This is a genomic window from Pantoea sp. C1E2, assembly GCF_056491465.1.
On sequence record NZ_JBSZHT010000002.1, the window covers coordinates 1,648,606 to 1,674,399 of the forward strand.

23 protein-coding genes are annotated in these 25,794 nt (G+C 54.2%); 12 read left to right on the top strand and 11 right to left on the bottom strand.

Going from position 1 to position 25,794, the window contains the following annotated elements; genetic code table 11:
• Positions 1-45 precede the first annotated feature (45 nt).
• Genes ACXI0A_RS07980 through ACXI0A_RS08000 form a run of 5 tightly spaced genes read left to right on the top strand, consistent with a single transcriptional unit; the run spans position 46 to position 4,652 of the window.
• Entirely contained in the window at positions 46-897 is an 852-nt protein-coding gene (locus ACXI0A_RS07980) for a transporter substrate-binding domain-containing protein (protein WP_224929751.1), read from the top strand.
• A gap of 12 nt (positions 898-909) precedes the next feature.
• Positions 910-1,629 (top strand): ABC transporter permease, encoded by a 720-nt coding sequence (locus ACXI0A_RS07985; RefSeq protein WP_224929748.1) that lies wholly within the window; start codon positions 910-912, stop codon positions 1,627-1,629.
• Between the two features lie 11 nt (positions 1,630-1,640).
• The gene (locus ACXI0A_RS07990; RefSeq protein WP_476149484.1) at positions 1,641-2,369 is read left to right on the top strand and encodes an ABC transporter permease subunit; all 729 of its coding nucleotides are present in this window, start codon (positions 1,641-1,643) and stop codon (positions 2,367-2,369) included.
• Between the two features lies 1 nt (position 2,370).
• The gene (locus tag ACXI0A_RS07995) at positions 2,371-3,171 is read left to right on the top strand and encodes an ATP-binding cassette domain-containing protein (RefSeq protein ID WP_476149483.1); all 801 of its coding nucleotides are present in this window, start codon (positions 2,371-2,373) and stop codon (positions 3,169-3,171) included.
• Positions 3,168-4,652 carry a histidine ammonia-lyase gene (locus ACXI0A_RS08000; RefSeq protein ID WP_476149481.1) on the top strand — a complete coding sequence of 495 codons (1,485 nt, stop codon included), beginning with the start codon at positions 3,168-3,170 and terminating at the stop codon, positions 4,650-4,652. Before ACXI0A_RS07995 ends, ACXI0A_RS08000 begins: the two co-directional genes overlap by 4 nt.
• 401 nt (positions 4,653-5,053) lie before the next feature.
• Here ACXI0A_RS08000 and ACXI0A_RS08005 read toward each other — a convergent pair whose 3' ends face one another.
• Positions 5,054-5,683, bottom strand: coding sequence for a flavin reductase (locus ACXI0A_RS08005; protein ID WP_476149479.1), 630 nt, complete (start codon positions 5,681-5,683; stop codon positions 5,054-5,056).
• 235 nt (positions 5,684-5,918) lie between these two features.
• Between ACXI0A_RS08005 and rlmF the strand changes: the two genes are divergently transcribed.
• A complete protein-coding gene (rlmF, locus tag ACXI0A_RS08010; RefSeq protein ID WP_476149478.1) occupies positions 5,919-6,845 on the top strand; it encodes a 23S rRNA (adenine(1618)-N(6))-methyltransferase RlmF in 927 nt (308 codons plus the stop codon).
• A gap of 96 nt (positions 6,846-6,941) precedes the next feature.
• Here the strand turns inward: rlmF and ybiO are convergent, their stop codons facing one another.
• From ybiO to rhtA, 6 genes are all read right to left on the bottom strand, one after another.
• The gene (ybiO, locus tag ACXI0A_RS08015; protein WP_476151120.1) at positions 6,942-9,176 is read right to left on the bottom strand and encodes a mechanosensitive channel protein; all 2,235 of its coding nucleotides are present in this window, start codon (positions 9,174-9,176) and stop codon (positions 6,942-6,944) included.
• Between the two features lie 162 nt (positions 9,177-9,338).
• Positions 9,339-10,061 (bottom strand): glutamine ABC transporter ATP-binding protein GlnQ, encoded by a 723-nt coding sequence (gene glnQ / locus ACXI0A_RS08020; protein ID WP_038647952.1) that lies wholly within the window; start codon positions 10,059-10,061, stop codon positions 9,339-9,341.
• Positions 10,058-10,717, bottom strand: coding sequence for a glutamine ABC transporter permease GlnP (gene glnP, locus ACXI0A_RS08025; RefSeq protein ID WP_224929730.1), 660 nt, complete (start codon positions 10,715-10,717; stop codon positions 10,058-10,060). Before glnP ends, glnQ begins: the two co-directional genes overlap by 4 nt.
• 85 nt (positions 10,718-10,802) lie before the next feature.
• A complete protein-coding gene (gene glnH, locus ACXI0A_RS08030) occupies positions 10,803-11,549 on the bottom strand; it encodes a glutamine ABC transporter substrate-binding protein GlnH (RefSeq protein WP_224929727.1) in 747 nt (248 codons plus the stop codon).
• Between the two features lie 320 nt (positions 11,550-11,869).
• Positions 11,870-12,373, bottom strand: coding sequence for a DNA starvation/stationary phase protection protein Dps (gene dps, locus ACXI0A_RS08035; RefSeq protein ID WP_038647945.1), 504 nt, complete (start codon positions 12,371-12,373; stop codon positions 11,870-11,872).
• A gap of 295 nt (positions 12,374-12,668) precedes the next feature.
• The gene (gene rhtA / locus ACXI0A_RS08040; protein ID WP_476149476.1) at positions 12,669-13,577 is read right to left on the bottom strand and encodes a threonine/homoserine exporter RhtA; all 909 of its coding nucleotides are present in this window, start codon (positions 13,575-13,577) and stop codon (positions 12,669-12,671) included.
• 379 nt (positions 13,578-13,956) lie between these two features.
• Here rhtA and ompX point away from each other — a divergent pair, with 379 nt between their 5' ends.
• Positions 13,957-14,469, top strand: coding sequence for an outer membrane protein OmpX (gene ompX / locus ACXI0A_RS08045; RefSeq protein ID WP_476149474.1), 513 nt, complete (start codon positions 13,957-13,959; stop codon positions 14,467-14,469).
• A 59-nt stretch (positions 14,470-14,528) separates the two neighbouring features.
• Here the strand turns inward: ompX and ACXI0A_RS08050 are convergent, their stop codons facing one another.
• The 4 genes from ACXI0A_RS08050 to ACXI0A_RS08065 all read right to left on the bottom strand — a co-directional run bounded on the left by ACXI0A_RS08050 (position 14,529) and on the right by ACXI0A_RS08065 (position 18,817).
• Positions 14,529-15,797 carry a c-type cytochrome gene (locus ACXI0A_RS08050; protein ID WP_476151118.1) on the bottom strand — a complete coding sequence of 423 codons (1,269 nt, stop codon included), beginning with the start codon at positions 15,795-15,797 and terminating at the stop codon, positions 14,529-14,531.
• Positions 15,798-15,808: 11 nt separating this feature from the next.
• Complete coding sequence (locus ACXI0A_RS08055; protein WP_224929718.1) at positions 15,809-17,587, bottom strand: GMC family oxidoreductase; 1,779 nt, start codon at positions 17,585-17,587, stop codon at positions 15,809-15,811.
• Entirely contained in the window at positions 17,587-18,315 is a 729-nt protein-coding gene (locus ACXI0A_RS08060; protein WP_476149472.1) for a gluconate 2-dehydrogenase subunit 3 family protein, read from the bottom strand. Before ACXI0A_RS08060 ends, ACXI0A_RS08055 begins: the two co-directional genes overlap by 1 nt.
• A gap of 307 nt (positions 18,316-18,622) precedes the next feature.
• The gene (locus ACXI0A_RS08065) at positions 18,623-18,817 is read right to left on the bottom strand and encodes a hypothetical protein (RefSeq protein ID WP_045814029.1); all 195 of its coding nucleotides are present in this window, start codon (positions 18,815-18,817) and stop codon (positions 18,623-18,625) included.
• Between the two features lie 265 nt (positions 18,818-19,082).
• Here ACXI0A_RS08065 and mntR point away from each other — a divergent pair, with 265 nt between their 5' ends.
• The 5 genes from mntR (at position 19,083) to ACXI0A_RS08090 (ending at position 25,074) form a co-directional block, all read left to right on the top strand.
• On the top strand, positions 19,083-19,541 hold the full coding sequence (gene mntR / locus ACXI0A_RS08070) for a manganese-binding transcriptional regulator MntR (RefSeq protein ID WP_224929712.1): 459 nt from the start codon (positions 19,083-19,085) through the stop codon (positions 19,539-19,541).
• A 21-nt stretch (positions 19,542-19,562) separates the two neighbouring features.
• Positions 19,563-20,672: an SLC13 family permease gene (locus ACXI0A_RS08075; RefSeq protein ID WP_476149470.1), complete on the top strand. Its 1,110-nt coding sequence runs from the start codon at positions 19,563-19,565 to the stop codon at positions 20,670-20,672.
• 187 nt (positions 20,673-20,859) lie between these two features.
• Complete coding sequence (locus ACXI0A_RS08080; RefSeq protein ID WP_476149469.1) at positions 20,860-21,990, top strand: HlyD family secretion protein; 1,131 nt, start codon at positions 20,860-20,862, stop codon at positions 21,988-21,990.
• A complete protein-coding gene (locus ACXI0A_RS08085) occupies positions 21,987-23,555 on the top strand; it encodes a DHA2 family efflux MFS transporter permease subunit (protein ID WP_224929705.1) in 1,569 nt (522 codons plus the stop codon). The genes ACXI0A_RS08080 and ACXI0A_RS08085 overlap by 4 nt, the downstream gene beginning before the upstream one ends.
• A 1-nt stretch (position 23,556) precedes the next feature.
• On the top strand, positions 23,557-25,074 hold the full coding sequence (locus tag ACXI0A_RS08090) for an efflux transporter outer membrane subunit (RefSeq protein ID WP_476149466.1): 1,518 nt from the start codon (positions 23,557-23,559) through the stop codon (positions 25,072-25,074).
• Positions 25,075-25,794 lie beyond the last annotated feature (720 nt).

Below are 25,794 nucleotides of genomic sequence, written 5' to 3' on the forward strand. Positions count from 1 at the left end.
AGCTAACAGAGACAGCCAATTCGATTAATGACCAGGAGAAGCCGCATGACGCACCGTGCCCCGATTCGCCGTTTTTGCCTCACGACCCTGTTTGCCAGCCTGATGATCAGCGGTGTTGCTGTACAGGCCAAAGAGTGGAAATCGATCACCATCGCTACCGAAGGCAGCTATGAACCCTGGAACCTGACGCTGCCGGGCGGCAAGTTAGGCGGCTTTGAACCTGAACTGATGGAAGACTTGTGTAAGCGCATGGGCATCCAGTGCAAGCTGGTGGTGCAAAACTGGGACGGCATGATCGCCGGACTGAATGCTGGCAAATATGACGTGATCATGGATGCCATCGTCATCACGCCGGACCGCAAAAAAGTGGTCAATTTCACCGTGCCTTACGCGTCCACGCCAGCCACCTTCATCACCACCAAAGACAGCCCGCTGATGCCAGCCGATCACAACATCATCAAGCTGCATGACGATGAGAAAGAGATCAACACCGCGATTGCGCCATTGAAAGCGGCGTTAAAAGGCAAAACCATCGGTATCGCTTCCGGCACGGTTTACACGCCATTTATTGATAAGTACTTCAAAGATGTCGCCGACGTGCGTGAATACACTTCCTCAGCAGATGCGATTCTTGATCTGCAGGCCGGTCGTATTGATGCGGTGTTCGACGATGTGACCTTTGCCCAATCGATGCTGGCGCGTAAAGAGAACAATAACCTGACCTTCAGTGGCCCGCAGTTGGGTGGCCCGATTTGGGGTGAGGGCGAAGCGATGGGCGTGCGTATGGCTGACAACGATCTGAAAGCCAAACTCGACGAGGCTATCAAGGCTGCGCTGGCCGATGGCACCGTGAAAAAGCTGAGCGAGAAGTGGTTTAAAACTGACGTAACCCCGTAAGTGAGGTGAAAGATGATGAGCCTGCTGAGTTTTGGTGCTGATGGCTGGGGCCGCCTGATTTTAGGGGCTGCCTTCACCACGCTGCTGTTGTCGCTGGCGGCGTTGATGATTGGCGCAGTGGTCGGTTCCGGCGTGGCGGCGGCCAAGCTGTCACCTAAACGCTGGATGCGCTGGTTAGGTGAAGCCTATTCCACAGTGTTTCGCGGCATCCCGGAACTGCTGGTGATCTACCTGTTCTATTTTGGCGGATCGGGCCTGATCACCCTGGTGGGACAGATGTTCGGCGCGGATGGCTTTATCGAAGCGCCGCCGTTCCTGATTGGTGCACTGGCTATCGGGCTCATCTCTGGATCCTATCAAGGTGAAGTCTATCGCGCGGCACGTCTGGCGCTGGCGAAAGGCGAAGTGGAAGCGGCGGTAGCGATCGGCATGCCACGCTGGCGTATTGCGCAGCGTATTTTGCTGCCGCAAATTGTGCGCTATGCGCTGCCAGGCATGTCGAATGTCTGGCAGATGAGCCTGAAAGACTCGGCGCTGGTGTCAGTTACCGGCATCGTCGAGCTGATGCGCGCCAGCCAGGTGGCAGCGGGATCCACGCGCGATTACTTCACTTTCTATCTGATTGGCGGTGGCTGCTATCTGGTGCTGACGCTGCTGTCTAATCATGCGTTCCGTCGGGCAGAGTCTCGCCTTGGACGCGCGTGGCAAAGTCGCACTGCGGCACAGCATTAAGGAGCAGCAGTATGATTGACTTCGCCTTCATGACCGACACTTTCCTCAAGCTGAGCGCGGCGTTGCCGGTGACGCTCGGCCTGTTTATCAGTGCCTTTCTCTGCGGTGGCATTCTCGCTATCGGCATTCTCTCACTGCGCATGAGCCGCTGGCGGGTGTTGAGCGGCTTCGCGCGCGGCTACATTCTGGTGTTTCGCGGCTCACCGCTGCTGATCCAGCTCTTCCTGATCTATTACGGATTGGGGCAGTTTGGTGTGATCCGTCATAGCTTTGTCTGGCCGTTCCTGCGCGAGCCCTTTGCCTGCGCCGTGCTGGCGCTGGCGCTGTGTACCGCGGCTTATACCGCTGAAATCCTGCGTGGTGCTTTGCTGGCGGTGCCGCCCGGACAGGTCGAAGCCGGGTTGGCCTGCGGCATGTCGCGCTGGCTGCTGCTGCGTCGCATCATCGCGCCGATCATGCTGCGTTATGCATTGCCCGCTTATTCCACCGAAGCGATCCTGCTGGTGAAGTCCACGGCGCTGGCCAGTCTGGTCACCGTGTGGGATGTCACTGGCGTGGCGCAGCAAATCATCCAGCGCACCTATCGCACGATGGAAGTGTTTATCTGCGCCGCCGCCATTTATCTGATCCTGAACTTTATTATCGTCCAGCTTTACGCGTGGTTAGAACGCCGTTTAACCCCGGTGCATCGCGTTGAAAAAAAGCCGTTACCCGCCGTTAAACCGCTTGCCGGAGAGTGATATGCAATCCACATCCCCCGTAACCTTAAGCGCCACCGATATCCATAAATCCTTTGGCGCAATGGAAGTACTGAAAGGCATTTCGCTGCAGGCGCATCAAGGCGATGTTATTTCAATTCTCGGCGCCAGCGGTTCCGGTAAAAGTACCTTGCTGCGCTGTATCAACCTGCTGGAAACGCCGGATGCTGGTGTGGTGAGCGTCGGTGGTGAAACCATCGAGATGAAACGCCATGCGCGTGGTCATCAGCTGGCGGCCAATCCAAAACAGATAGAGCGCCTGCGCTCGCGTCTGGGCATGGTGTTCCAGAGTTTTAACCTGTGGTCGCACATGACGGTGCTGCAAAACGTGATTGAAGGGCCGCACTATGTGTTGAAGCGCGACAAGAAAAACTGCATTGCTCAGGCGGAGCAGTTGCTGGATCGCGTCGGCCTGCTGAATCGCAAAGATTTTTACCCGGCACAGCTTTCCGGCGGCCAGCAGCAGCGTGTGGCGATCGCCCGCGCACTGGCGATGGACCCGGAAGTGATGCTGTTTGATGAGCCAACCTCGGCGCTGGATCCCGAACTGGTGGGCGAGGTATTGAAAGTGATGCGCAGCCTGGCGGAAGAGGGGCGCACCATGCTGGTGGTGACGCACGAAATGGGCTTTGCGCGTAATGTCTCTAATCGTGTGGTGTTTATGCATCAGGGCACCATCGATTGTCAGGGAACGCCTGAGGAGATGTTTGGTGCACAGGGATCGCAGCGCTTTAAGCAGTTTATCTCCAGCCATCAAAATCATCATACGGAGCAGCCAGCATGACGTTAGTGTGGGGCGATGAAGCTGTTACCTGGCAGGATGTGGTGCAGGTGGCGCGGCACCATGCCGAACTGACGTTGAGCACCAGCGCCTGGCAGCGGATTGCGCAGGGGCGTGAGATCGTCGAGCAGATTGTAGCCAGCGGCCATATCGCTTACGGCATCAATACCGGATTGGGTGCGCTGTGCAATATTACCTTGCCGGAGGAACAGCTGAGTCAACTGTCGCGCAATACGCTGTTGAGTCACGCCTGCGGTGTCGGGCCGTTACTTGCGCGCGAGCAGGTGCGCGCCATCTTGTGTGCCGCGATTGCGAACTATAGCCACGGGAAATCTGGTGTTTCGGTGGCACTGGTGCAGCATTTGCTGGCGCTGCTGAATCACCAGATTACGCCGCAGGTGCCATCGCAGGGTTCGGTGGGCTATCTCAGCCATATGGCGCATATCGGACTCGCGCTGATTGGCGTGGGTGATGTTGAGTATCAGCAACAGATCGTGTCTGCCGAGCAAGCGCTGGCGCAGGCCGGATTAACGCCTTATCGACCTGGCGCCAAAGAGGGCTTGAGCCTGGTGAACGGCACGCCATGCATGACCGGATTGTCTTGTCTGGCGCTGGATGATGCGGCGCGGCTGCTGGATTGGGCTGACGTGACTGGCGCGATGAGTTTTGAGGCACTACGTGGTCAGCTGGTGGCGTTTGATGCCGAAGTGATCGCGCTGAAAGCCAGCCCCGGTATGCAGGTGAGCGGGCAGCGTTTACGTCAGTTACTGAGCGACAGCCCACTGCTGGCGAGAAGCGAGGGTGTGCGTACGCAGGATGCGCTGAGTTTGCGCTCGATGCCGCAGGTGCACGGGGCCAGTCGCGATCAGTTTGATCACGCGGCACGTCAGGTGGATATTGAGTTGAATGCCTGCACTGATAATCCGTTGGTGCTTGGCACCGTGGATAACTGGCGTGTGGTATCGCAGGCCAATCCGCACGGTGAATCGGTGGCGATGGCGGCAGATTTGCTGGCGATAGCCATGGCGGAAATTGGCAGCATTGCCGAGCGGCGTCTGGATCGGTTGGTTAATCCACTGGTCAGCGGGCTACCGGCGTTTCTGGTGGCGCAGCCGGGCGTGAACTCCGGCATGATGATTGCGCAGTACGTGGCGGCGTCGTTGTGCGCGGAGAACCGTCAATTGGCACAACCGGCGGTGCTGGATAACTACGTGACCTCGGGTTTGCAGGAGGATCATCTCAGCTTGGGCACGGGAGCTGCGTTGAAACTGCTGAAGCTGGTGGGGAATGTGTGGCAGATTCTGGCGATTGAGTATTTGCTGGCGGCGCAGGCGCTGGATTTCCATGGCGAGGCGCAGTTGGCAGAAGGCACAAAACAGGCGTTGCGCCGTTTACGGGCGGTGGTGGCGAACTGGCAGGAAGATCGCTGGCTGGCACCGGAAATTGCCCGGGCGGTTCAGGTGATGAAAAACGGTGCTAGCTGAGTGCTCTTAAGTGATGCTGAAGTGCTGAAGTGCTGAAGTGCTGAAGTGCTGAAGTGCTGAAGTGCTGAAGTGCTGAACTGCCAGGTGCTGGGGCTTGTGGGTGCGGGCCGTAGCACCACTGCTGCTGCCGGGCAGTCCTCGCGCCGCTGACGCGGTGCCCTCGGCTTCCACGTCGTGCCTACGGAACGTTCGGGGATCGACCATCCCTGGTCGGCCCCGAACTGATCCACGCATCCCTGCGTGGATCTCCTGGCCCAACGTAAAAGCCCCAGCCAGCGTTAACTCGGTTTTATGCCAACCCGCATTTCAGCCTGCAATCCAAACCTATGTTTCAAACTGAATTTGAACCGGAACCGGAACCGGAACCGGAACCGGAACCGGAACCGCCAGCCTGCAAAAAATTAACCCCGGCGTGCATCCGGGCGCACCAAATCAAACCGCAAATCCTCACTGATGCCGTAATACGCCGATGGGCCGCCGGCTCGCAGAATAGGTTGTGCCTTAGCGGTCTGGTAAATGCCATCTTCCAGCAAGGCTTCATCGATATGAATCGCCACCACTTCACCCAGCACCAGCCAACTCTCCAGTTCAGTGCCTTGCACATCCTGCAGACGAATCAGCTGAGTCAGACGGCACTCAAAATTCACCGGGCTCTCTGCCACCATGCTGACGTTGACGTGCGAGGCGGCAATTGGTGTCAATCCCGCCAGTGCGAACTCATCTTGTTCGGGCGGCACAGAAGCAGAGCTTTCATTCATCGCTTCGGCGAGCGGGAGAGTGGCCAGATTCCAGACGAATTCTTTGCTCTCACTGATATTGCGCACGCTGTCTTTCCAGCCGCTGCTGGCAAAACCAATGATCGGCGGATGATAGTTAAAGCAGTTAAAGAAACTGTACGGAGCCAGATTGCGCTGTCCGCTGGCGCTCAGCGAACTCACCCAGCCAATCGGACGAGGACCAACAATGGCGTTCAGCGGGTCGTGTGGTAAACCATGCCCGCTCCTTGGCTGATAAGTGTAACGTTGTCGCATTAGTGCTCCTGGCTTGTCTGTTAAACTTCGCACCACAACGGCGTCATTGCTACCCGGTCACTGTCTTTAAGAAGCGCCAGTGGATGAGCACACCAGCAGCATTGCTGTAGCACGAATGATATTGGACTCATTTTTGGGATATTAGGTTTAAATGCAATACAGATAATCGTGTAAGCGGATTGTGCGATGCCGCCATCCAGCGTATCTTACGCCCGCGCTACTATCCGGAGAATCTATGAACAAGCCAACCGCCACCTCGCCATTCCATCCCCGTAATCGCCATCAGGGCCGTTATGATTTTGCTGCTCTGACCGCTGCCCATCCGCCGCTGGCGGTAAAAGTGCGTCCTAATGGCTACGGCGAGCTGTCGGTGGATTTTGCCGATCCTGAAGCAGTGATGCTGCTCAATCAGGCGCTGATCAAACTGTTTTATAACCTCAACTGGCAGCAACCAGAAGGTTACCTCACGCCGCCAGTGCCGGGTCGCGCCGATTATGTGCACGCGCTGGCCGATTTGCTGGCCAGTGACAACGGCGGCAACGTTCCGCGTGATGTCGATGTCATGGATATCGGTTGCGGCGCCAATTTGATCTATCCGTTGATCGGTCACGCCGAATACGGCTGGCGTTTCACTGGCACGGACATCACGGCTGAGGCGATTACCGCTGCTAACCAAATCGTAGCCAGCAATCCCGGCTTACAGCGCGGTGTCCGCCTGCGTCGTCAGAAAGACGATTCTGCCATTTTCGCCGGTGTGGTGCATAAAAATGAGCGCTACCACGCGGTGCTGTGCAATCCACCGTTCCACGCTTCAGCGCAGGAAGCGGCCATGGTCGGTCAGCGTAAAACGCGCAATCTGGGATTAGGCAAGAATGCACCGCTTAACTTTGGTGGTCAGCATAAAGAACTGTGGTGCGAAGGTGGCGAGCGTCAGTTCGTCGGCAAGATGATCGACGAAAGCGTGGCTTATGCCGATCGCATTGTCTGGTTTACCTCGCTGGTCTCACGCAAAGAGAACCTGCCTGCATTGCGCGACCAGTTGCGCGATCTCGATGTTGAGGAAGTGCGAATCATCGAGATGGCACAAGGGCAGAAACAGAGTCGTTTTATCGCCTGGACATTCCTGCCGCCAGCCGCGCGCACTAAACGCTTCGCGCGCTGAACCCAGGGTTTGCCCTGATCCGTCAGGATACTAGTGCGAGCGTAGCCCAAAATGCGGGAGCGAATCTGGCAGGTCAGTTCCGCTCCCTGGGTGACTCTACGATGGGTTGGGCGGCGGTAAGGCTGCCAGCGTGGCCGCGGAACCCACATCGTTGCCGGTCTGCATCACTTCCACCGTTTGATGCGGCGCTTTGATTCCAGCAGCATCAAAATGCTTCTTCACCTTATCATCCAGCGCAAAGCGCACTGTCCACTGCTTCAGCGGTTGGGTGGTGAACGACACGCGTACAGTAAAGGATTGGTTGGTCAAGCCTACCAGTCCGGAAAAACTCGGTTCGCCAATCACCATGCCGCGAATATCCGGGTTCTCCAGCAACTCTTTCACTGCCGCCTGCAAAGTCGCATTCACACGTTCGGTCTCTTCACTGCGGTCAACATCATAGTTGGCGACAAACGAGCCAATGCCGCGCACGAAGTTGGCGAAGGTGGTGATCGAAGACCAGGGAATGATGTGATACGCGCCGGTATCCTGACGCACGCCAACGGAACGAATCGACATACGCTCAACCGTGCCGGTAATCGGGCCAATGGTCACCAGATCGCCGGTGTTCATGCCGTTCTCAAACTGAATAAAGATACCGGTAATAATATCCTTCACCAGCGTTTGCGAACCGAACGACACCGCCAGACCGAGTGCACCGGCACCCGCCAGCAGCGGCGCGATGTTTACCCCCACTTCCGACAGCAAAATCATAATGGTGATGGTGCTGATCACCACCGCCAGCGCGTTACGGAACAGCGTCAGCAAGGTGCGCGTGCGTGCGCTGGGCATCGGTCTTCCATGCGAGTCTGAGGCCAGACGACTTTCGATCAGGCTTGCCAGCAGCGTCCAGCCAATGGCGGAAAGCAGCAAAATCATCACGATACGAATCAGCACATCCACCATCTTCTGACCGGCTCCCAGCGTGAGCCAGTGCCAGAGATCAAACAGATTCCAGGCATTGAGCAGCAGCAGCAGGGTGGCGAACACGGTAATCACCCGCGCCAGTTTCAGCAGCGCTTTGACCCAGTCATTGACGCGTTTTTGCAGCTCAGGATAGTTACGACGCAGATCCGGCGACAGCGTCAACGTCTTGCCAATCCAGCGCGTCAGCATGCCGGAAACCAGCGCGGCGATAACGATAATGGCCAGGCTGCGCACGGTGGCGGACATCATGAACTTCAGGCTGTCACCCGGGTTGAAGATCGAGAACAGGAACAATGCGATAAAATAGGCGCTCGCCAGCCAATGCCACACCATTGCGAAGGCGCGGATAAACAGGGCAAAGAAACTCATACTGCGATCCGCCAAACGTGATAATTCGTCGTGGATATTGCGTCGATTACGGAAAATCAGCCACAGCGCCCAGCCGGTCATAATGCACATGATCAGCACATTCACCAACGCGGCGATCTGCACATTCACCTGATTGCCGACGATCGGCACCACCACCAGTAAGCCATAACCAATGGTGCCGCTGAGCCAGCTAAGACGCGTGTTCCAGTAAGCGGCACGCGCATCGGAAAGATGGAAGAAGCGCAGCGTTGGGAAGCGTGGGCAGAATATCAATCGCAGCACCGCCTTGAAGAATTCAATCAACGCAAAGGCATTGAGGAACAGCCCTTGCTGATAGGCAATGGTGCGATTGTTGTTGTGGTAGTTGTCGCTGATGATCTGGCCAACAAACAGCGTCAGTGCCAGAAGCACTAAGTCGAGCAGAAAGGCTATGACAATGGTGGCGGGCAGATGCAGCCATTTGGTGCGTTCCAGATTATGATTGCGCCCCCAGCGGCCCATGCGCTGCCACACGGGATACATCAACAGTCGCGTGAACCAGTAGAAAGCAAAAACGGCAGCGGCGAGTCCCGCGAAATACTTCAGTGCATTGAAGAAGGTTTGCTGATTAAAGGACTTGTGTGGTGCGCTGACGATGTTGTCGTGCAGTCTTACAAACTGCGAGGCGACGGCTCCCCCGTATTCGCGCGTGACGTTGGTGACGCTCTCCAATACCGTAGGATCTTCCTGCTCGGCCTGTGGCGGAGCCAGTACCGGTTGTTCATTATTAGTTTTGCTGGTGGCGGCCTGACGCAGCTGATCGATCAATTCCTGACGCGAATCGTTATTTTCCAGGATATTGGCCAGCGCGGCATAAGCGGCTTTTTTATCTTCCAGCGTCGGCTCACCTTCAGCGGTGGTGCTGGCAGCAGGCGTTGAAGTTTGTTGGGCGGCGACGGCGGCCTGCGGCAGATTGACCGCGTCTGCGGTGGGAACGAGGAACAGACAGAGCAGCATCCATATGGTGAGGCACCATGATGGGCGGGCAAACGACATGACCTTCTCCTTGAGCAACGCACAATGGCACAGGAGAAAAAGTATAGTCAGTGATGGAAGGTGAAGATTCTGAAAGGAAAATTCTTTACGGAAGAAGAGGCGGCTTTACAGCCGCCTCGTCATTTATGACACGTGCTGCAGAAACTCGCGCAGACGATCGCTCGGTGGGTTGGTGATCAACTCATCCGGGTTGCCATCTTCGGCGATGGTGCCTTTATCAATGAAGATCAGACGCGAAGCCACTTTCTGAGCGAAGCCCACTTCGTGCGTCACGATCACCATCGTCATGCCTTCTTCGGCCAGATCCTGCATCACCTTGAGCACTTCATGGCGCAGTTCTGGATCGAGTGCAGAGGTTGGCTCATCAAACAGCATCATTTTCGGCTTCACCGCCAGCGCACGGGCAATCGCCACGCGTTGCTGTTGTCCACCTGACAGTTCGGCAGGGAAGTGGTGCGCACGCTCGGCGAGGCCGACTTTACCCAACAGTTCACGTGCCAGTTTCTGTGCGTCGTCCTTCTTCGCACCGCGTACACGAATCGGGCCGAAAGCCACGTTATCCAGCGCACTCATCTGCGGGAACAGATGGAACTGCTGGAACACCATGCCAGCTTCCTGACGAATCAGACGCTCATCGACTTTAGGATCGTTCACCTTCATGCCATCAACAATCAGGTCACCGGTGGTGATCTCTTCCAGTTTGTTGATACAGCGCAGCAGGGTAGATTTACCTGAGCCCGATGGCCCGATAATCACCACCACTTCACCCTGATTAATCTTCAGGTTAATGTCGTGCAGGACTTTGGTCTGGCCGAAGTTTTTAGAGACGTTTTTAAATTCAATCACAGGATTTTCACCTTCTTCTCAATACGGCGCAGTACAAAGCTCAACACCAAGGTAATAACCAGATAGATAATCGCAACGGCACTCCAGATCTCCAGCGCGCGGAAGTTTCCGGCGATGATTTCCTGGCCCTGACGGGTCAGTTCCGCCACGCCGATCACGATAAACAGCGAGGTATCTTTGATACTGACGATCCACTGGTTACCAAGCGGTGGCAGCATACGACGCAGTGCCAGTGGCATGATGACGTAACGCAGAGTTTCACGACTTGACAGGCCCAGCGCCAGGCCCGCTTCGCGGAAGCCTTTGTTGATCGACAGCACGGCACCACGCGTGATTTCCGCGATATAGGCACCGGAGTTAATCATGATGGTGACCACGGCGGCAGTGAACGGATCGATGCGCAGGTCTGGGAAGGCCATCGGCAAGGCGAAGTAGATAAACATCACCTGCACCACGATTGGCGTACCGCGGATCAGTTCAATGAATACCAGCGCGAGGTTATTTGTAATCCATCCGCCGTAGGCACGGGCGAAACCGGCGACTAAGCCAATAAATAACCCGCCAACCAGGCCGAGTACGGAAATTATCAGGGTCATTTTGGCGCCTTCGATCAAAATCGGCAGGGCTGGCCAAATGACGCTCCAGTCAAACTCCATGGTGTAACTCCAAAATCTGTTGCAATGGAAATGTAAAAAGCAGGGAGACTATGTTCCCTGCTGGAAAAATCGGCTTAGGCCGGAATTATTTTGGTTCGCTGCCGAACCATTTTTTATAAATTGTGTTGTAAGTGCCGTTGTCGCGCAGGGTTTTCAGCGCGCCGTTAATCTGGTTACGCAGGTCATCGCTGCCTTTTGGCAGGGCGATACCATACTGCTGAGCTTCGATAGACTCGCCAACCGCTTTGAAGCGACCTTTACCGGCAGTGTGAATGAAGTACAGGATGTTTGGTGTGTCGTGCAGCACGGCGTCAGCACGGTTGGTGCCTAACTCCATGTAAGCGTTATCGATGTTCGGGAACTGACGCAGGTCTTTGAATTTGATGTGCGCTTTCGCGTAATCAACTGAGCCCGTACCGCTCTTCACTGCCACGGTTTTACCGTTCAGGTCGTCGATGCCTTTGATGTTGTTTTCGTTCTCACGCACCATCACCAACAGACCACTTTTGTAGTAGCCGTCAGAGAAGTCGATGGCTTTTTTGCGCTCGTCGGTAATGGTGATACCGGCCAGAGCCACGTCAACGTTTTTGGTTTGCAGTGCTGGGATGATGCCGCTGAAATCCATTGGCTTCAGGGTGTAGTCCAGCTTCAGTTCTTTGGCGATAGCGGCCCACAGGTCGATATCGAAACCAACGTAGTCGTTGCCCTGTTTGAATTCAAAAGGAACGAATGCGGTGTCGGTCGCAACAACCAGTTTCTTATCTGCTGCAGTGGAAGAAAGCGAGAAGGCCAGCGCCAGCGCGGCCACGGAGACTTTAATCAAAGACTTCATCATTATTTTCCTTATTACCCTTCAGACCTGATGGCCTGATGTACGGCTATTCATATGAAAAAATTATGCCAACTTTTCATTTTGCTCGAAATCAGCAGGATGCAGGGCCTGGCTGAAGCGATTTTGCTGTAGTCGAAAAGTCTGCACTAATATGACTCACCAAAATAGTGCATCGTGCTGTTGTGGTGCAGGCACAGTGTGCACCAAGGGCTTAGCAAGGGAAAGGCAGGATTAAGATTTTGTTAACGACGTCAAAAAAAGCACCAAAATGTTACAGACATAAAAAAAGGCGGGATAACCCGCCTTCGCTGTAACTGACATTATTCGATGTTGGATTCGATGAACCACAGGAATTTATCCAAATCACGCGATGCCGCCGTGAAAATATCTGCAGTGTCTTCATCGCTTACTTCACTGATGGCCTTACGCGTATCGTTCGCGACAATCGCGTAACGATCGGCCAGCGCTTTCAGGTGATCCTGAACGGTATGGATGTTGAGCGGATAGCTTTTTAATGGCGTCTTGTCGTTGACGATCTGAGTGGTACCCAGCGCCACGCCGCCGAGCTGTACAACGCGCTCTGCAATGGTGTCCTGATGATCGGTGATGGCAGTACGGAAGCCATCCAGCATTTCATGCACACCGATAAAGTTGGCGCCGCGCATGTTCCAATGCGCCTGCTTAGTGATCAGTGACAGATCAATAAACTCCACTACCAGACGGTTGAGCACCTCGATGGTCGCTTTCTTATCGCTATCAGCAACATCATTACGGGTGTAAATGAGATCAGACGATTTAGTTTTAACCAGTTTTGCGGTACTCATCATTAATATCCTCTAATTGATGGTTGTCCTAATCAAGCACGGGAATAAGTATAGCAGCAGTTTTTGGCTGTGCCGGATTGTTTAAACCGATGACAGGAATAGATAAACCTTAATGTTGTGCGGGATTTGAACGTTTTATTTATTTTTCATTTACAACAATGAGTTATGTTGTGTGTTAATTACTTTTCAATGATGTTGCAAAATAATAACAAAACCGAAGGCGGTGATGAGAAAAAAGAGAATGAGAATGCTTATATATTCAGCCTGCAGCTTAACAGGCTGAATATGGCATTATTTATTGCGGATTATTAATATCCACTTCGCTTATTTTGGCACTCTTCTGTTTCATGGTGAGTGTTGAACCCGCCGACGCGGCGATAATCGCCAGCAGCGCGATCCACTGCTTCAGCGTCAGCAGCTCACCGAGGAACAGCATCCCTGAAAGTGCGGCCATCGCAGGTTCCAGACTCATCAGCGTGCCAAAGATGCGTGCAGGCAGGCGGGTTAGGGCCATCATCTCCAGTGAATAAGGAATCGCACTGGAGAGCAGGGCAATAATCAGTGCCAGTGGCAGAATTTCCCAGTGCCAGATACCGGGTGCCGCAAAGGTTAACCCAAGCGGTACGAAAATTACCGAGGCAATCAGCGATCCCATGGCAACCGTCGCTGGACCATGTTCCGCACCGGCGCGTTGCCCTGCCAGAATATAGACCGCCCAGCAGGCACCGGCTCCCACTGCTAACAGCGCACCCAGCGGATCGATATGGCTGATGCCATCACCAATCGGCAGCAGGAACCATAAACCGATCACCGCCAGTAGCACCCAAATGAAATCGAGCGGACGGCGCGCACCGGCCAATGCCAGGGTCAAAGGGCCCAGAAATTCCAGACCAACGGCGACGCCCAACGGCACAGTACGAATAGATAAGTAGAAGAGATAGTTCATACAGCCAAGCGCCAGGCCGTACATCAATAGCGGTTTGCGCTGTGCAGAAGTGAACCGTAAACGCCACGGCTTAAAGATGACGCACAGAATCAGGGTGCCCAGTCCAAGGCGTAATGCGGTGATGCCGGGTGCCCCCACGCTGGGAAACAGCGATTTTGCCAGTGAAGCACCGCCCTGAAGCGAGAGCATAGCAATCAGTAGCACGGAAATTGGGAACAAAACCGGGGCCATTTTGGCGTTCGTTAGAGGCGTAGACATCCTGTAATTCAATCCTGTAGTGATTAACAACACAGCAACAAAACGTCAGTGTAAAGGAATCTTCAGGAAATAAGGAGGCGTGTAAGAGGGAAAATAAATGCGGTGACAGCCTGGGAAATAACCTTTTTTCGGGCCATTTAAGTAAAGAAATGTCAGATTAGTTTAGGAATATCCTTAAAGGCATTATTTGTTGTCCGAAATATTGTTGCAGAAAGATGACGCTTTTTATAAGTAAAATGAATGACATAGGAAACTTCATTAACTTTCTGTTACACCAAACAATCTGTTAGACAACAAATAGCGGGCAGAGTTTCTTGCTAATTTTTGTTATATTTTCAGCGTTGTCAGGAGAGAAGTATATTCACATTTGAGGTGGTTTATGAAAAAAATTGCATGTCTTTCAGCACTGGCTTGTGTACTGGCAGTTTCTGCAGGTTCAGCCATGGCGCAGAGCACCGTTTCTGCTGGTTACGCTCAGAGCGATTATCAGGGCGTTGCTAACAAAGCAAACGGCTTCAACCTGAAATACCGTTACGAAGATGGTACTAACCCACTGGGTTGGATCGGTTCTTTCACCTACACCGAGAAAGACCGTACTGACGCTGGCGTTTATAACAAAGGCCAGTATTACGGCATCACCGGTGGTCCAGCTTACCGTCTGAACGACTGGGCAAGCATCTACGGCGTGGTCGGTATCGGTTACGGTAAATACCAGGCGAATGACGCTGCTGCACAGACTAAATCTGACACCAGCGATTACGGCTTCTCTTACGGCGCAGGCATGCAGTTCAACCCAATCGAAAACGTTGCAGTTGACGTGGGTTACGAGCAGAGCCGCATCCGTAGCGTAGACGTTGGCACCTGGATTGCTGGCGTAGGCTACAGCTTCTAAGTTTTTGCTTAGACCAGAGTTGCACAAGAAACGGCCCTTTACGGGCCGTTTTTTTTTGCCTATTTTTGCGGGGCGGGAGGAAGCGTGGCGCGGATCTTCTTCACCTGATCGGCCGTGACCGGTGCCGCTTTGTTACCCCATCCATTGCGAATGAAGTTTGCGACATCAGCGACCTGCTGATCATCCAGACGCCAGGCAAAGTCTGGCATGGTGAAACCGGTCGGTGCCTGTTGGGTAATCGCACGCTGGCCGCCTTTCAGAATCACACTGATCACTGATGACGGGTCTTCACTCAACAAGGCCGGATTGTGCGCCAGCGCCGGGAAAGTACTGGCATAGCCTTTCCCATCCGTACGGTGGCAGGCGGCGCAGTTATCCACGTATACCTGCGCGCCCGGCTGGCTGACATCCCCTCTGAACAGTGCTTGCGCGGTCGCATCGCTGGCCTGTGGTGCAGTGGTGTTATCCGCAGCCGGTAATGACTTCAGATACACCGCAACAGCATTAAGATCCTCATCGCTGAGATACTGTGTGCTGTGCGCAATCACGTCTGTCATCGAACCGAATGCGGCCCCTTGCTTATTCGCGCCAGTTTTCAGGAAGGTGGCGATATCCTGTTCAGACCAACTGCCCAATCCTGCTACCGGGCTGGCAGTCAGATCCGGCGCATGCCAGCCTTCCAACGTACCGCCAGTCAGATAGCCTTTGCTGTTCTGATCCATGGCTTTTTCCTGGAAACCGATGCCGCGTGGCGTATGGCAAGAGCCACAGTGGCCGAGTCCCTGCACCAGATAAGCACCGCGCTGCCACTGCGCCGATTGATCGGCAGCCGGAGCGTAAGTGCTGTCATCGGCAAAGGTCCAGCGCCAGAACGCCAGCGGCCAGCGCATGCTCAGCGGCCAGGGAATATCACTTTTATGATTCTCCTGGCTCACCGGCTTCACGCCCTGCATGAAATAGTCATACAACGCGTGCATATCGCTGTCGCTAATTTTGGCATATGAAGGGTAAGGCATAGCCGGATAGAGCGAACTGCCATCTTTGGCGACACCACCGCGCACCGCTCTGGAAAAATCCTCGTAGCTGTAATCGCCAATACCGTGGGTTTTGTCCGGTGTGATGTTGGTGGAGTAAATGGCACCAATCGGCGTGCTCATTTTGAGCCCACCGGCAAAAGGCTGACCTCCGGCGGCGGTATGACATGCGGCGCAATCGCCCGCTTTGGCCAGATATTCGCCTTGCTTAACCGAGGCATCGGTCGCGGCCCAGGAGGCGTGGCTGATCAGCGCGCCGCTGAGAGCGAGAAAGAGTGCGGAAATTTTCACTATGACGCTCCTTATCAGGCCTGAACCAGCGGACCAGGGTTAGCAAGATAACGGTTGCGAATCGCATCCGCCGCGAACAATGCCGTGGCACAGACAATCCCGGTCGGGTTGTACGCCAGGTTCTGCGGGAAGCAGCAGGCACCGGTGACAAACACATTCGGCACATCCCAACTTTGCAGGAACTTGTTCACCACGCTGGTACGCGGATCGTCACCCATCACCGCACCACCGGTGGTGTGGGTGGATTGATAAGGGCGGACATCGTAGTGGCTGTTCAGGGTTTTGAAGCCAATTTCATAGTGCTTTGGATTCATCACTTTGACGATCTCTTCGGCCTTATCCTTGATGAAATTGGTCATCTTCAGCTCGTTCTGCTGCCAGTCAAACGTCATACGCAGCAAGGGCTGACCATAGATATCACGGTAAGTCGGATCCAGGTCGAGATAGCACTGTTTGTAAGGCATCACGGAACCGGACGAGCCAACATTCATGTTGTGCAGGTAGTTATCTTTGATCGCCTGTTTCCAGCCAGAACCCCAACGCGGAGCATCTTTAGGAATGCCCATCTGCTGGATCGGACGGCCGCCGGAGAACGCCGCAGATATCGTGGCGCCGCCAACGAAGCCGACTTTGCTGTGATCAAAGTTTTCCGCGTTGAAATCATCGATAACGGTTGAGGTGGCACCGGTGGCCGCAAACGGATTGAACCAGTTGTCGTTGTCATAGAACAGCTTGATGCCGCCGGTCATCTGGTAGGCATAGTTTCTGCCCACTACGCCGTCGCCGGTTTGCGGATCGTAAGGTTTGCCGATTTTTGATAGGAGCAGTAAGCGCACATTGTGCAGCTGGAAGGCGCTGAGGATCACCAGGTCAGCCGGTTGCTCGACTTCGTTACCTTGTGCATCGATATAAGTCACGCCAGTGGCTTTTTTGCCGCTGCTGTCGGTATTGACACGAATGACGTGCGCCTGGGTGCGTAACTCAAAGTTACTGAACGGCTTCAGAGCAGGGATGACGCAGCTTTGCGGTGAGCCTTTGGAGTAGTTGAAGCAACCAAAGCGTTCGCAATAACCGCAGTAGTTACATACGCCAAGCTGCACGTTGTAAGGGTTGGTCCAGGCTTCGGTACAGTTAGCTGCGGGGCATTCGAACGGATGATAACCCAGTTGCTTCGCTGCTTTGGAGAATAGCTCGCCGGCATACAACGTCTCCAGCGGCTTGGTGGGATAGCCATTTTTACGCGGAGATTCGAACGGGTTACCGCCTTCGACGGTTTCACCATTGAGATTACCGACCTGGCCGGCAGCACCACAGATTTTTTCAAACTTATCGAAGTAGGGTTCCATCTCAGCATAAGAGAACGGGTAATCCTGCACCGTCATGTCTTTAGGGATGAAGTCAGCACCGTATTTTTCGATGACCGTACTGCGCATTTTCAAATCGGCTTCCAGCGGACGCCATAGCTGGCCGTTCCAGTGCGTACCGGCACCGCCCACGCCATCACCGGGCAGGAAGGAACCGAAGCGTCGATAGGGCAACGCGGTTTCCTGTGTAGTGTGACGTACTGTGACCGTCTCTTTCGAGGCGTTCTGGAATAATTTCAGACGGATGCCGTAGGTCAACTCATCGGCAATGCGTGGATAGGAGAAATCAGGATAGGTGTCGCGATTTTCGCCACGTTCCAGAGCCACGATGTTCAAACCCGAACTGGCCAGTTCCATCGCCATCAGCGAACCGGTCCAGCCAAACCCGACGATCACCACATCGACGGGCGCTTTTTTTACTGCCGCCATTACACGCTCCTTTTGCTGGAAATACTGACTGGACCGAGGGGATAGTGTTTATTCGGCTGCTGCACGGTATCCACAAAGTCCGCGCGAGCGCCGGGAAATCCGATCATCTTCCACGAAGCCAGAGTCTGGTTACCGCCGTGAATCGGATCGGCGAGATAACCCTCTTTGGCGTTTTCCAGTAGCTGCTCGAAAAACTGCTTGCCGTGAATAGCATCGTTACGCAGTTTGTCGGCTTCCAGCGCATGCAGAACCTCTTCCTGCTGCGCCGTCTCCAGTTGGTAAAAGTCCTTTTGATACTGCTGCTGACAATGCTGGTCAGCTAAAGCGATGCCCAATCGGTAGGTATCGCGCGGAACCAAATGAGATTGGTAACCCATTTCCGGAATCGAATCGGCGAACGGGCCCTGCATGTACCACAGGCGACCATAGCCGTAGGGCAATTCCATCTGCTTATCGATAAACACCTGCACACCTTCGCTGACTGCGCCGGGGCCGTTGGCGTCGGCGGGGATCAGGCGATCCAGTGCGGCGAGCAGAAACTTCCACTCTTTATCGTTAAAGTAGGCGGGAACATAGTCGGATAACACACCTTGTGGTTTGTCGGCGGCGGGGGAGGAGAGTGACACCACACCGGTACTGGCTGCGGCGGCGAGAGGAATGAGCGAGAGCGATTTTTGTAAAAATCGTCTCCTGCCCGATGGTTGCTCTTCAGGCTTTTTATGTGACATTGCTAATCTTCCTTACGAAAAAACCCACCCTGGGTTGATTTTGTTATAAGTATGTAATTTTTTGTTATGAGGAGATTAATCAGACGTCACAATAGGTTGCAAGCTAAAAGTTAGCAGCCTAATCGTTTAAGGAGTGTTGAAGGTAAAGTTATGTCAGTGCCTGAAGCGATTCAGCCACAGAGAGAGCAAGGGTTTGAAATTCGTTCAATAACAATAGAAAGAGTGGGACTAAAAAGGGTAACAAAATGTGAGATCGTGCAAAGGATCCGTTGAGAAAACGGATCCTGAGAAGGAATTTATGGATGAATCAGCCGCGCCAGATAAGATTTGGGCAAGGGCGCTCAGTCAGCTGTTTGCCGGTCAGCTTTTCAATCAGCATCAGACGCAGGGCAAAAGGCGAGCGTTTAAACAGGCACAATAATGATTTCAGCTCAAAAGCCGGTTTGCTTTGCTCAACCTGGAAGCATTTGCCACAGTCGAGGCAGTTTTTCATGGTGGTCATGTTCACCTCCCGAATGAATAACGACGTAACAGTAAGCACAAACCTGCGATAAACAGCAGGAAAAGGAGTAGCAGCAGATAGGGTGCGTTCATCGTTGCCTCCTAATTAAGCTATTCGCTTACATTACGAACAAAGATAGCACTGGCTATACTCTTTAGCCAACACTATTTAGGAAAAATTTGTGCTTCTTTGTGCCTGGTTTACAATGAGCGCAGCCAGGCCCGCACCGCAGGTAAAGTGCGGCAGATAATAAAGAGGAAGCTGAATGAGTCGTCGTGCAAAGAGCGCCACCAACACGCCCCAGGGGCCGCTTAAAGAGATAGAGGAGCATGTCGAAGGATTTCGCCAGGTGCGCGAAGCGCATCGACGTGAACTTATTGATGACTACGTAGAGTTAATCTCTGATTTGATTCGTGAATTTGGTGAAGCTCGCCAGGTGGATATGGCCGCGCGCCTCGGCGTTTCGCAGCCCACCGTAGCGAAAATGTTGAAGCGTTTAGGCACCACCGGTCTGGTGGAGCAGGTTCCTTATCGCGGTGTGTTTCTGACGCCTGAAGGGGAAAAGCTGGCGGAGGCGAGCCGCGTCCGTCATCACATTGTGGAAACCTTCCTGCTGGCGTTGGGTGTCAGCCCGGAAACTGCCCGCCGGGATTCTGAAGGCCTGGAACATCACGTCAGTGATGAAACCCTCGCTGTCTTCCAGAAGTTTTACGAGAGCCGCTAACCTACAAGGCCTTCCGCCATCATGCCCATCGTGCTGCGTTCCTTAATGCGTGATCGTATTTTGCATTTGCTGTTGCTGTTGGGTGTGATTTTATTGCCGCTGGCGGAGTTTCGCTGGCCGCAATTGCCCGCCGCCGTTGACTGGCACACTATCATGACGCTCACCGGGCTATTGATGCTGACCAAAGGGCTGGAAAACAGCGGCTATTTTGATGTGCTCGGCGCGCGTCTGGTGCAGCGCTTTCAACATGAGCGCACACTGGCGCTATTTATGGTGTGTGCCGCCGCGCTGCTTTCCACTTTTCTCACCAACGATGTGGCGCTGTTTATTCTGGTGCCGCTGACGCTCACGCTGCGCAAATTCTCGCGCCTGCCGATATCTCGTTTAATCATTTTTGAAGCGCTGGCGGTGAATGCCGGATCGCTGCTAACGCCGGTGGGCAACCCGCAAAATATTCTGTTATGGAGCCACGGTAAACTCAGCGTGCCGGGCTTTATCCTGCAGATGGCACCGTTGGCTGCCGTATTGATGATCAGCCTGATGGCGCTGACCTGGTACAGCTTTCCCAAACGAACCATTCAGAAACATGCGCAAAGCGAAGCGCATCAGTGGCAAAAACCGCTATTTATCATCAGTGTGTTGCTCTATCTGGTGTTTATTGTGGCTTTAGAGCTAAAAATGACCGGATGGGCACTCTTGTTGGTGGCGGCATGCTTCCTGATTATGGCGCGCAGCGTATTAATCAGTATCGACTGGAGCTTGCTGCTGGTATTTATCGCGATGTTCATCGATGTGTTTTTACTGATGCATCTTTCCTTGCTGCAGCCGCATTTCGCCGCGATAAGCCAGTTGAGTGAAGGCGGTTTATATTTGCTGGCGATCGGCCTTTCACAGGTCATCAGTAATGTGCCAGCGACCATTCTGTTGCTGCAAAAAGTGCCGCCGTCAGAGGTATTGGCATGGGCCGTCAACATTGGTGGATTCGGCTTGCTGCCGGGCTCACTGGCTAATCTGATTGCGCTGCGTATGGCGCAGGACAGCAAAGTCTGGTGGCGCTTTCACCTGTTTTCTCTGCCCATGCTGGCGTGGTCGATGCTGTGTGGCTGGTTCCTATTGCACTGGTTAAAATAAGCCTGCCATTTTGTTCTGCACCTTGAGCTGACGCGCTGGTTATTCAGCGCGTTATCGCACGCAGTGGCAGAAAATGCGTTGATTGTTGGCTTGTGTAAAGTTGTACTGGCATTTGTCAATTTTCGATCTAAGGTTAAGTTGACCGTTTTTGCCCGTGGATCGGGATCACAGCCAGCGATGATAACCTATGAGTGATAACCACAATCAGCCGCCCGCTCGCGAGCAGCAGGATGCGCAGCACGCTTCAGACTCCAGCCAAGACAACAACGAACCACAACGTAAACGCCCCGGCAAAAAGCCCCTGATCATTCTCGCCATCGTGGTGGTGATCATGCTGGTGGTGGGGCTGTGGTTCTGGTTCACTACGCGCAATATTGAAACCACGGATGATGCCTTTACCGAAGGCGATGCGGTGACCATCGCACCGAAAGCGGCCGGTTATGTGGTGAAACTGCTGGTAAAAGACAACCAACGAGTGAAGCAGGGCGATTTGCTGGTGGAGATCGACCCGCGTGACACCAGTGCCCAACGCGATCAGGCCAAAGCCCAGCTTGGTCTGGCTCAGGCGCAACTGCATCAGGCACAAGCGCAATTAGCGCTGTCACGCGTGCAGTATCCGGCGCAGCGCGATCAGGCATTAGCCGATCAAGCCAAAGCTCAGGCCAATCTTTTGAATGCGCAGGCGGACTATCGTCGTCAGCGCGGCGTGGATCCCCGCGCGACCTCACAGCGCAACATTGATACCGCGGCCGCGCAGCTGCGATCCGCTGAAGCACAACTGCAAAGCGCCAAAGCGCAGGTCGAAGTGGCTTCGCAGGTGCAATTGCAGATTCGTCAGCAGGAAACCAACGTAGAAGCGCGCCAGCAGCAGGTTGAGCAGGCGCAGGCACAGCTCAACACCGCCGAACTGAATCTCTCATACACGCAAGTGCGTGCCCCGTACGATGGTTTTGTCACCAAGCGCAACGTACAGGTCGGCACGTTGGTACAGGCTGGTACCGCGCTATTTTCACTGGTGTCGCCGGATATCTGGATTAACGCCAACTTCAAAGAGTCGCAGCTGGCGCGGATGAATCCTGGTGACAAAGTGGATATCAGCATCGATGCCTGGCCTGATATGAAGCTGGAAGGACATGTCGACAGCGTGCAGATGGGCTCCGGCTCGCGCTTCTCCACCTTCCCGGCTGAGAATGCCACCGGTAACTATGTGAAGATTGTGCAGCGCGTGCCGGTGAAAATCGTCATTGATAAGGGATTGGATCCGAATCATCCGCTGCCACTGGGCCTGTCGGTTGAGCCGAAGGTCACCGTAGAATGAGTGCGAGCGAAAGCTGGCGTCCGGCCAGCAATCCCTGGCTGGTCGCCATCACGGTGACGCTGGCGGTGTTTATGGAGATCCTCGACACCACCATTGTCAACGTGGCGCTGCCGCACATCGCCGGTTCACTCTCTTCCAGTTACGACGAATCCACCTGGGTACTGACTTCCTATTTGGTGGCCAACGGCATTGTGTTGCCGATCTCCGCCTTCTTTAGCCGCTTGTTCGGGCGTAAACAGTTCTTCCTGATCTGTATTGTGATGTTCACCATCTGCTCATTCCTGTGCGGCATCGCCACAGAACTGTGGCAAATCATTCTGTTCCGCGTGTTGCAGGGCTTTTTCGGCGGTGGTTTGCAGCCGGTGCAGCAATCGGTGCTCCTCGATTACTTTAAAGCGGAAGATCGTGGCAAAGCCTTTGGTCTCTCCTCGATTGCGATTATCGTCGCACCCGTGATCGGCCCAACGCTTGGTGGCTGGATCACCGATAACTACAGCTGGCGCTGGGTGTTCTTCATCAATATCCCGGTCGGGATTTTAACGGTGCTGGCGATCTATCAGCTGCTGGAAGATCCGCCATGGGAGCGTAAATGGGCGAAGGGCAAGCTGAAGATCGATTATATCGGTATCAGCCTGATAACCCTTGGTCTGGGCTGTTTGCAGGTATTCCTCGACCGTGGTGAAGATGAAGACTGGTTTGCCTCGCACTTTATTCGCCTGTTTTGCATGCTGGCGGTGATTGGCATTGTCGGCGCAGTCTACTGGCTGCTGTACGCCCGTAAGCCGGTGGTGGATATCACGGTAATGAAAGATCGCAACTTCTGGGTTGCCGGTTTGCTGATGGCGGGCATGGCGATGATCCTGTATGGCAGCTCGGTGGTACTTCCACAGCTGGCGCAGCAGGATCTCGGCTATACCGCCACCTGGTCAGGGCTGGTGCTGTCGCCCGGCGCGGTATTGATTGTGCTGACGATTCCGCTGGTGCTGAAACTGATGCCCATTGTGCAAACGCGCTACATCATCGCCTTTGGTTTTACCTGCCTTGCCAGCGCGTTTTTCTATTCCACCACCTTAACGCCGAACGTTGATTTCACCACCCTGGTCTTAATGCGCAGTGCACAGTCCATAGGGCTAGGTTTCCTGTTTGTGCCGCTCACTACCATCGCCTTTATCACGGTGCCACAGCGACTTAATGCGGATGCTGCTGCGCTGTTTACCATGTTCCGTAATGTGGCGGGATCGATCGGCATTTCACTGGCAACGGCAGGGATCACTGAACGTATGCAGACGCGGTCGGCGAGCATGGTGCATAACATGACGCCGCTCAACGAGCCGTTCAACCTTACTTTGCAGCATTGGGCGCAGTCGATTCGCGACTTCACAACTGCGGTGGGCGATCCCCTGACGCTGGCGACGGGTCAGCTGTACAAAGAGATGATTGCGCAGGCGCGTATCCTTGCGTACATCGACGTATTTATGGGCCTGAGTATCGTGGCCTTGCTGTTGATTCCTTTTTGTTGGTTGCTTTCGCCGATCAAGAGCGAAGGCAGTGCAGGAGCACACTAAAATGATCACCTCTCCGCGCTTGAGTTTGCTGGCGTTGTCTCTGCTTCTGGCAGGTTGCGCTGTGGGCCCTGATTATCAGCCACCTCATGCGCAGACACCGGGCAGTTATCGCGATTTGCCGTCGCAGGAAGCCTCAAAACCGCAATCGGCGGCCATCAACCCGCTATGGTGGAAAAGCTTTAATGATCCACAGCTGGATAGCCTGATCGAGCGCGCCATCGCCGGTAACTTATCTTTGCAGCAATCGGTGTTGCGCATTGCCGGCGCGCGAGAGCAATTGGCGCAGGCACGCGGCGGACTTTTTCCGTCACTTAATGGCTCGGCAAAAGCCACACGTCAGCAGTTGGGTTTAAAAGGCATACTGAAATCCAACGGGGTTTACGATCAGGTGGACAGTGACGTCGCCAATCAGCTGAACGGGCTCGATCATTCTGTCACCCTTTATCAAGGCAGCTTTGACGCCAGCTGGGAGCTGGATCTGTGGGGCAAAGTCCGTCGTCAGATGGAAGCCGCAGACGCACAGCAGCAGGCTGCTGTTGAGCAGCGCAATGACGCGCTGGTGTCGCTCGAAGCGGAAGTGGCGCGCGCCTATCTGCAACTGCGTGGCTCGCAAGCGGTGCTCAACACGCTGCAGCAGCAAATCGATGTGGCGCAGCAAACCTGGGAACTGACGCAAAGCCAGCAGCGTAACGGTATGGCACCGCTAACTGATGTGGAAAATGCGCGTGCACAACTTGCCTCTCTAAATGCGCAATTGCCGGGTTATCAGTCGCAGGAACGTCAGGCCATGAATGGCTTAGCGGTATTGCTGGGCAAAACGCCGGGCGCACTGGATAACGAGCTGATGAGCAGCAAAGCGTTACCGGCGCTGCCGAAAATGGTGGCGGTGGGAATCCCATCCACGCTGGCGCGGCGACGTCCGGATATTCGGCAGGCGGAAGCCAATCTGCACGCGCAGACCGCCAACATTGGCGTCTCGGTGGCGGATCTGTTCCCCAGCCTGTCACTGACGGGACAGCTCGGGGTTCGCAACACCGATGCCAGCTATCTGGATGACTGGAGCAGCCATTTTTATAGCATCGGGCCATCACTTTCGATTCCTATCTTCCAGGGCGGGCGTTTGGTCTCCAGTGTGAAACTGGCACGCGCGCAGCAGGCCAATGCGGCGCTGGAATATCGTCAGACGGTGCTGACCGCGCTGCAGGATGTTGAGAATGCGCTGGTTAGCTACCGCGCCGATCAGCAGCAGGTCACCGCTCTGGATGAAACCACAGGCGCATTGCAGAGGGCGTTTGATCTCGCCAGCGATAGCTATAAGCAGGGCATTTCCACCTTCCTGGATGTGCTGGATGCACAGCGCCAGTTAGCGCAGGCGGAAGCGCAATCGACACAGGCGCGCATGCAAAGCGCGCTGGATTTGGTGGCGCTCTACAAAGCGCTGGGCGGCGGCTGGGAGCCGTATCAGAACGTGAATTTACCTGAATATTCGGTGTTCGGGCCTGCCACCACGGTGCCTTAAAACAAGGTGGCGAAAGGCTCAGCACCGTTTCAATTATTTTTAAACTGAGTCGTCACGCTGTGATTCAGCGGTTATCCTGGCGAATACCATCATGTAGTACTCCCCAGCTTGTTAAAACGGCAGTCATACGCCATAAGGTAAGATTAATTGCCAACCCTGGCAGGGGGGCTATTTCGGTATTAAGGCACGTTCTCGGCATCAGGATGCCTGGAAGGATTAGTGGTTTTATCCCTCGCGTTCTTTATTTTTTCGCACTGACTGGAATAGGGAACGCGAGTTCTGATTTCGTTGAGCACCGTAAACACGAAATCGCTCACTGGAAAGTTCGAGCATTATTTGCACGACTGGTTGTCAAATGAAGAACCGCAACCGCAGTTGACGCCCGCCCTGAAGAAAAGCCCGTAACCTGAGGTTACGTTTTATGAAGATAAAAGCCGGTGCATGCGCCGGCTTTTTATCGTAAAGGGAGATAAAAATGCGATTGTGCCCTCAACGGTGAAAATATAATAATCACCTGTGAAAATAGATTTTCGTCCATAACATTAATCCTGATTAATCTGCCAACGCACTTCAGCCGAACAGGGCATTAGTGGCTAAATGCTTGTTTATCAGCCGGGAATAACCGCTGAAATCGGTACCAGTTCCAGCGGGTGGTACTAAACTGCTGTTGTTAATTCGCCGTTAATTAAAGCTTATCGCTGGGGTAATCGCTCAAATTGT

Coding starts and splice junctions, on each gene's coding strand:
- ACXI0A_RS07980 (WP_224929751.1), top strand. CDS start 46: ATGACGCACCGTGCCCCGATTCGCCGTTTTTGCCTCACGACCCTGTTT.
- ACXI0A_RS07985 (WP_224929748.1), top strand. CDS start 910: ATGATGAGCCTGCTGAGTTTTGGTGCTGATGGCTGGGGCCGCCTGATT.
- ACXI0A_RS07990 (WP_476149484.1), top strand. CDS start 1,641: ATGATTGACTTCGCCTTCATGACCGACACTTTCCTCAAGCTGAGCGCG.
- ACXI0A_RS07995 (WP_476149483.1), top strand. CDS start 2,371: ATGCAATCCACATCCCCCGTAACCTTAAGCGCCACCGATATCCATAAA.
- ACXI0A_RS08000 (WP_476149481.1), top strand. CDS start 3,168: ATGACGTTAGTGTGGGGCGATGAAGCTGTTACCTGGCAGGATGTGGTG.
- ACXI0A_RS08005 (WP_476149479.1), bottom strand. CDS start 5,683: ATGCGACAACGTTACACTTATCAGCCAAGGAGCGGGCATGGTTTACCA.
- rlmF (WP_476149478.1), top strand. CDS start 5,919: ATGAACAAGCCAACCGCCACCTCGCCATTCCATCCCCGTAATCGCCAT.
- ybiO (WP_476151120.1), bottom strand. CDS start 9,176: ATGCTGCTCTGTCTGTTCCTCGTTCCCACCGCAGACGCGGTCAATCTG.
- glnP (WP_224929730.1), bottom strand. CDS start 10,717: ATGGAGTTTGACTGGAGCGTCATTTGGCCAGCCCTGCCGATTTTGATC.
- glnH (WP_224929727.1), bottom strand. CDS start 11,549: ATGAAGTCTTTGATTAAAGTCTCCGTGGCCGCGCTGGCGCTGGCCTTC.
- dps (WP_038647945.1), bottom strand. CDS start 12,373: ATGAGTACCGCAAAACTGGTTAAAACTAAATCGTCTGATCTCATTTAC.
- rhtA (WP_476149476.1), bottom strand. CDS start 13,577: ATGTCTACGCCTCTAACGAACGCCAAAATGGCCCCGGTTTTGTTCCCA.
- ompX (WP_476149474.1), top strand. CDS start 13,957: ATGAAAAAAATTGCATGTCTTTCAGCACTGGCTTGTGTACTGGCAGTT.
- ACXI0A_RS08055 (WP_224929718.1), bottom strand. CDS start 17,587: ATGGCGGCAGTAAAAAAAGCGCCCGTCGATGTGGTGATCGTCGGGTTT.
- ACXI0A_RS08060 (WP_476149472.1), bottom strand. CDS start 18,315: ATGTCACATAAAAAGCCTGAAGAGCAACCATCGGGCAGGAGACGATTT.
- ACXI0A_RS08065 (WP_045814029.1), bottom strand. CDS start 18,817: ATGACCACCATGAAAAACTGCCTCGACTGTGGCAAATGCTTCCAGGTT.
- mntR (WP_224929712.1), top strand. CDS start 19,083: ATGAGTCGTCGTGCAAAGAGCGCCACCAACACGCCCCAGGGGCCGCTT.
- ACXI0A_RS08075 (WP_476149470.1), top strand. CDS start 19,563: ATGCCCATCGTGCTGCGTTCCTTAATGCGTGATCGTATTTTGCATTTG.
- ACXI0A_RS08080 (WP_476149469.1), top strand. CDS start 20,860: ATGAGTGATAACCACAATCAGCCGCCCGCTCGCGAGCAGCAGGATGCG.
- ACXI0A_RS08085 (WP_224929705.1), top strand. CDS start 21,987: ATGAGTGCGAGCGAAAGCTGGCGTCCGGCCAGCAATCCCTGGCTGGTC.
- ACXI0A_RS08090 (WP_476149466.1), top strand. CDS start 23,557: ATGATCACCTCTCCGCGCTTGAGTTTGCTGGCGTTGTCTCTGCTTCTG.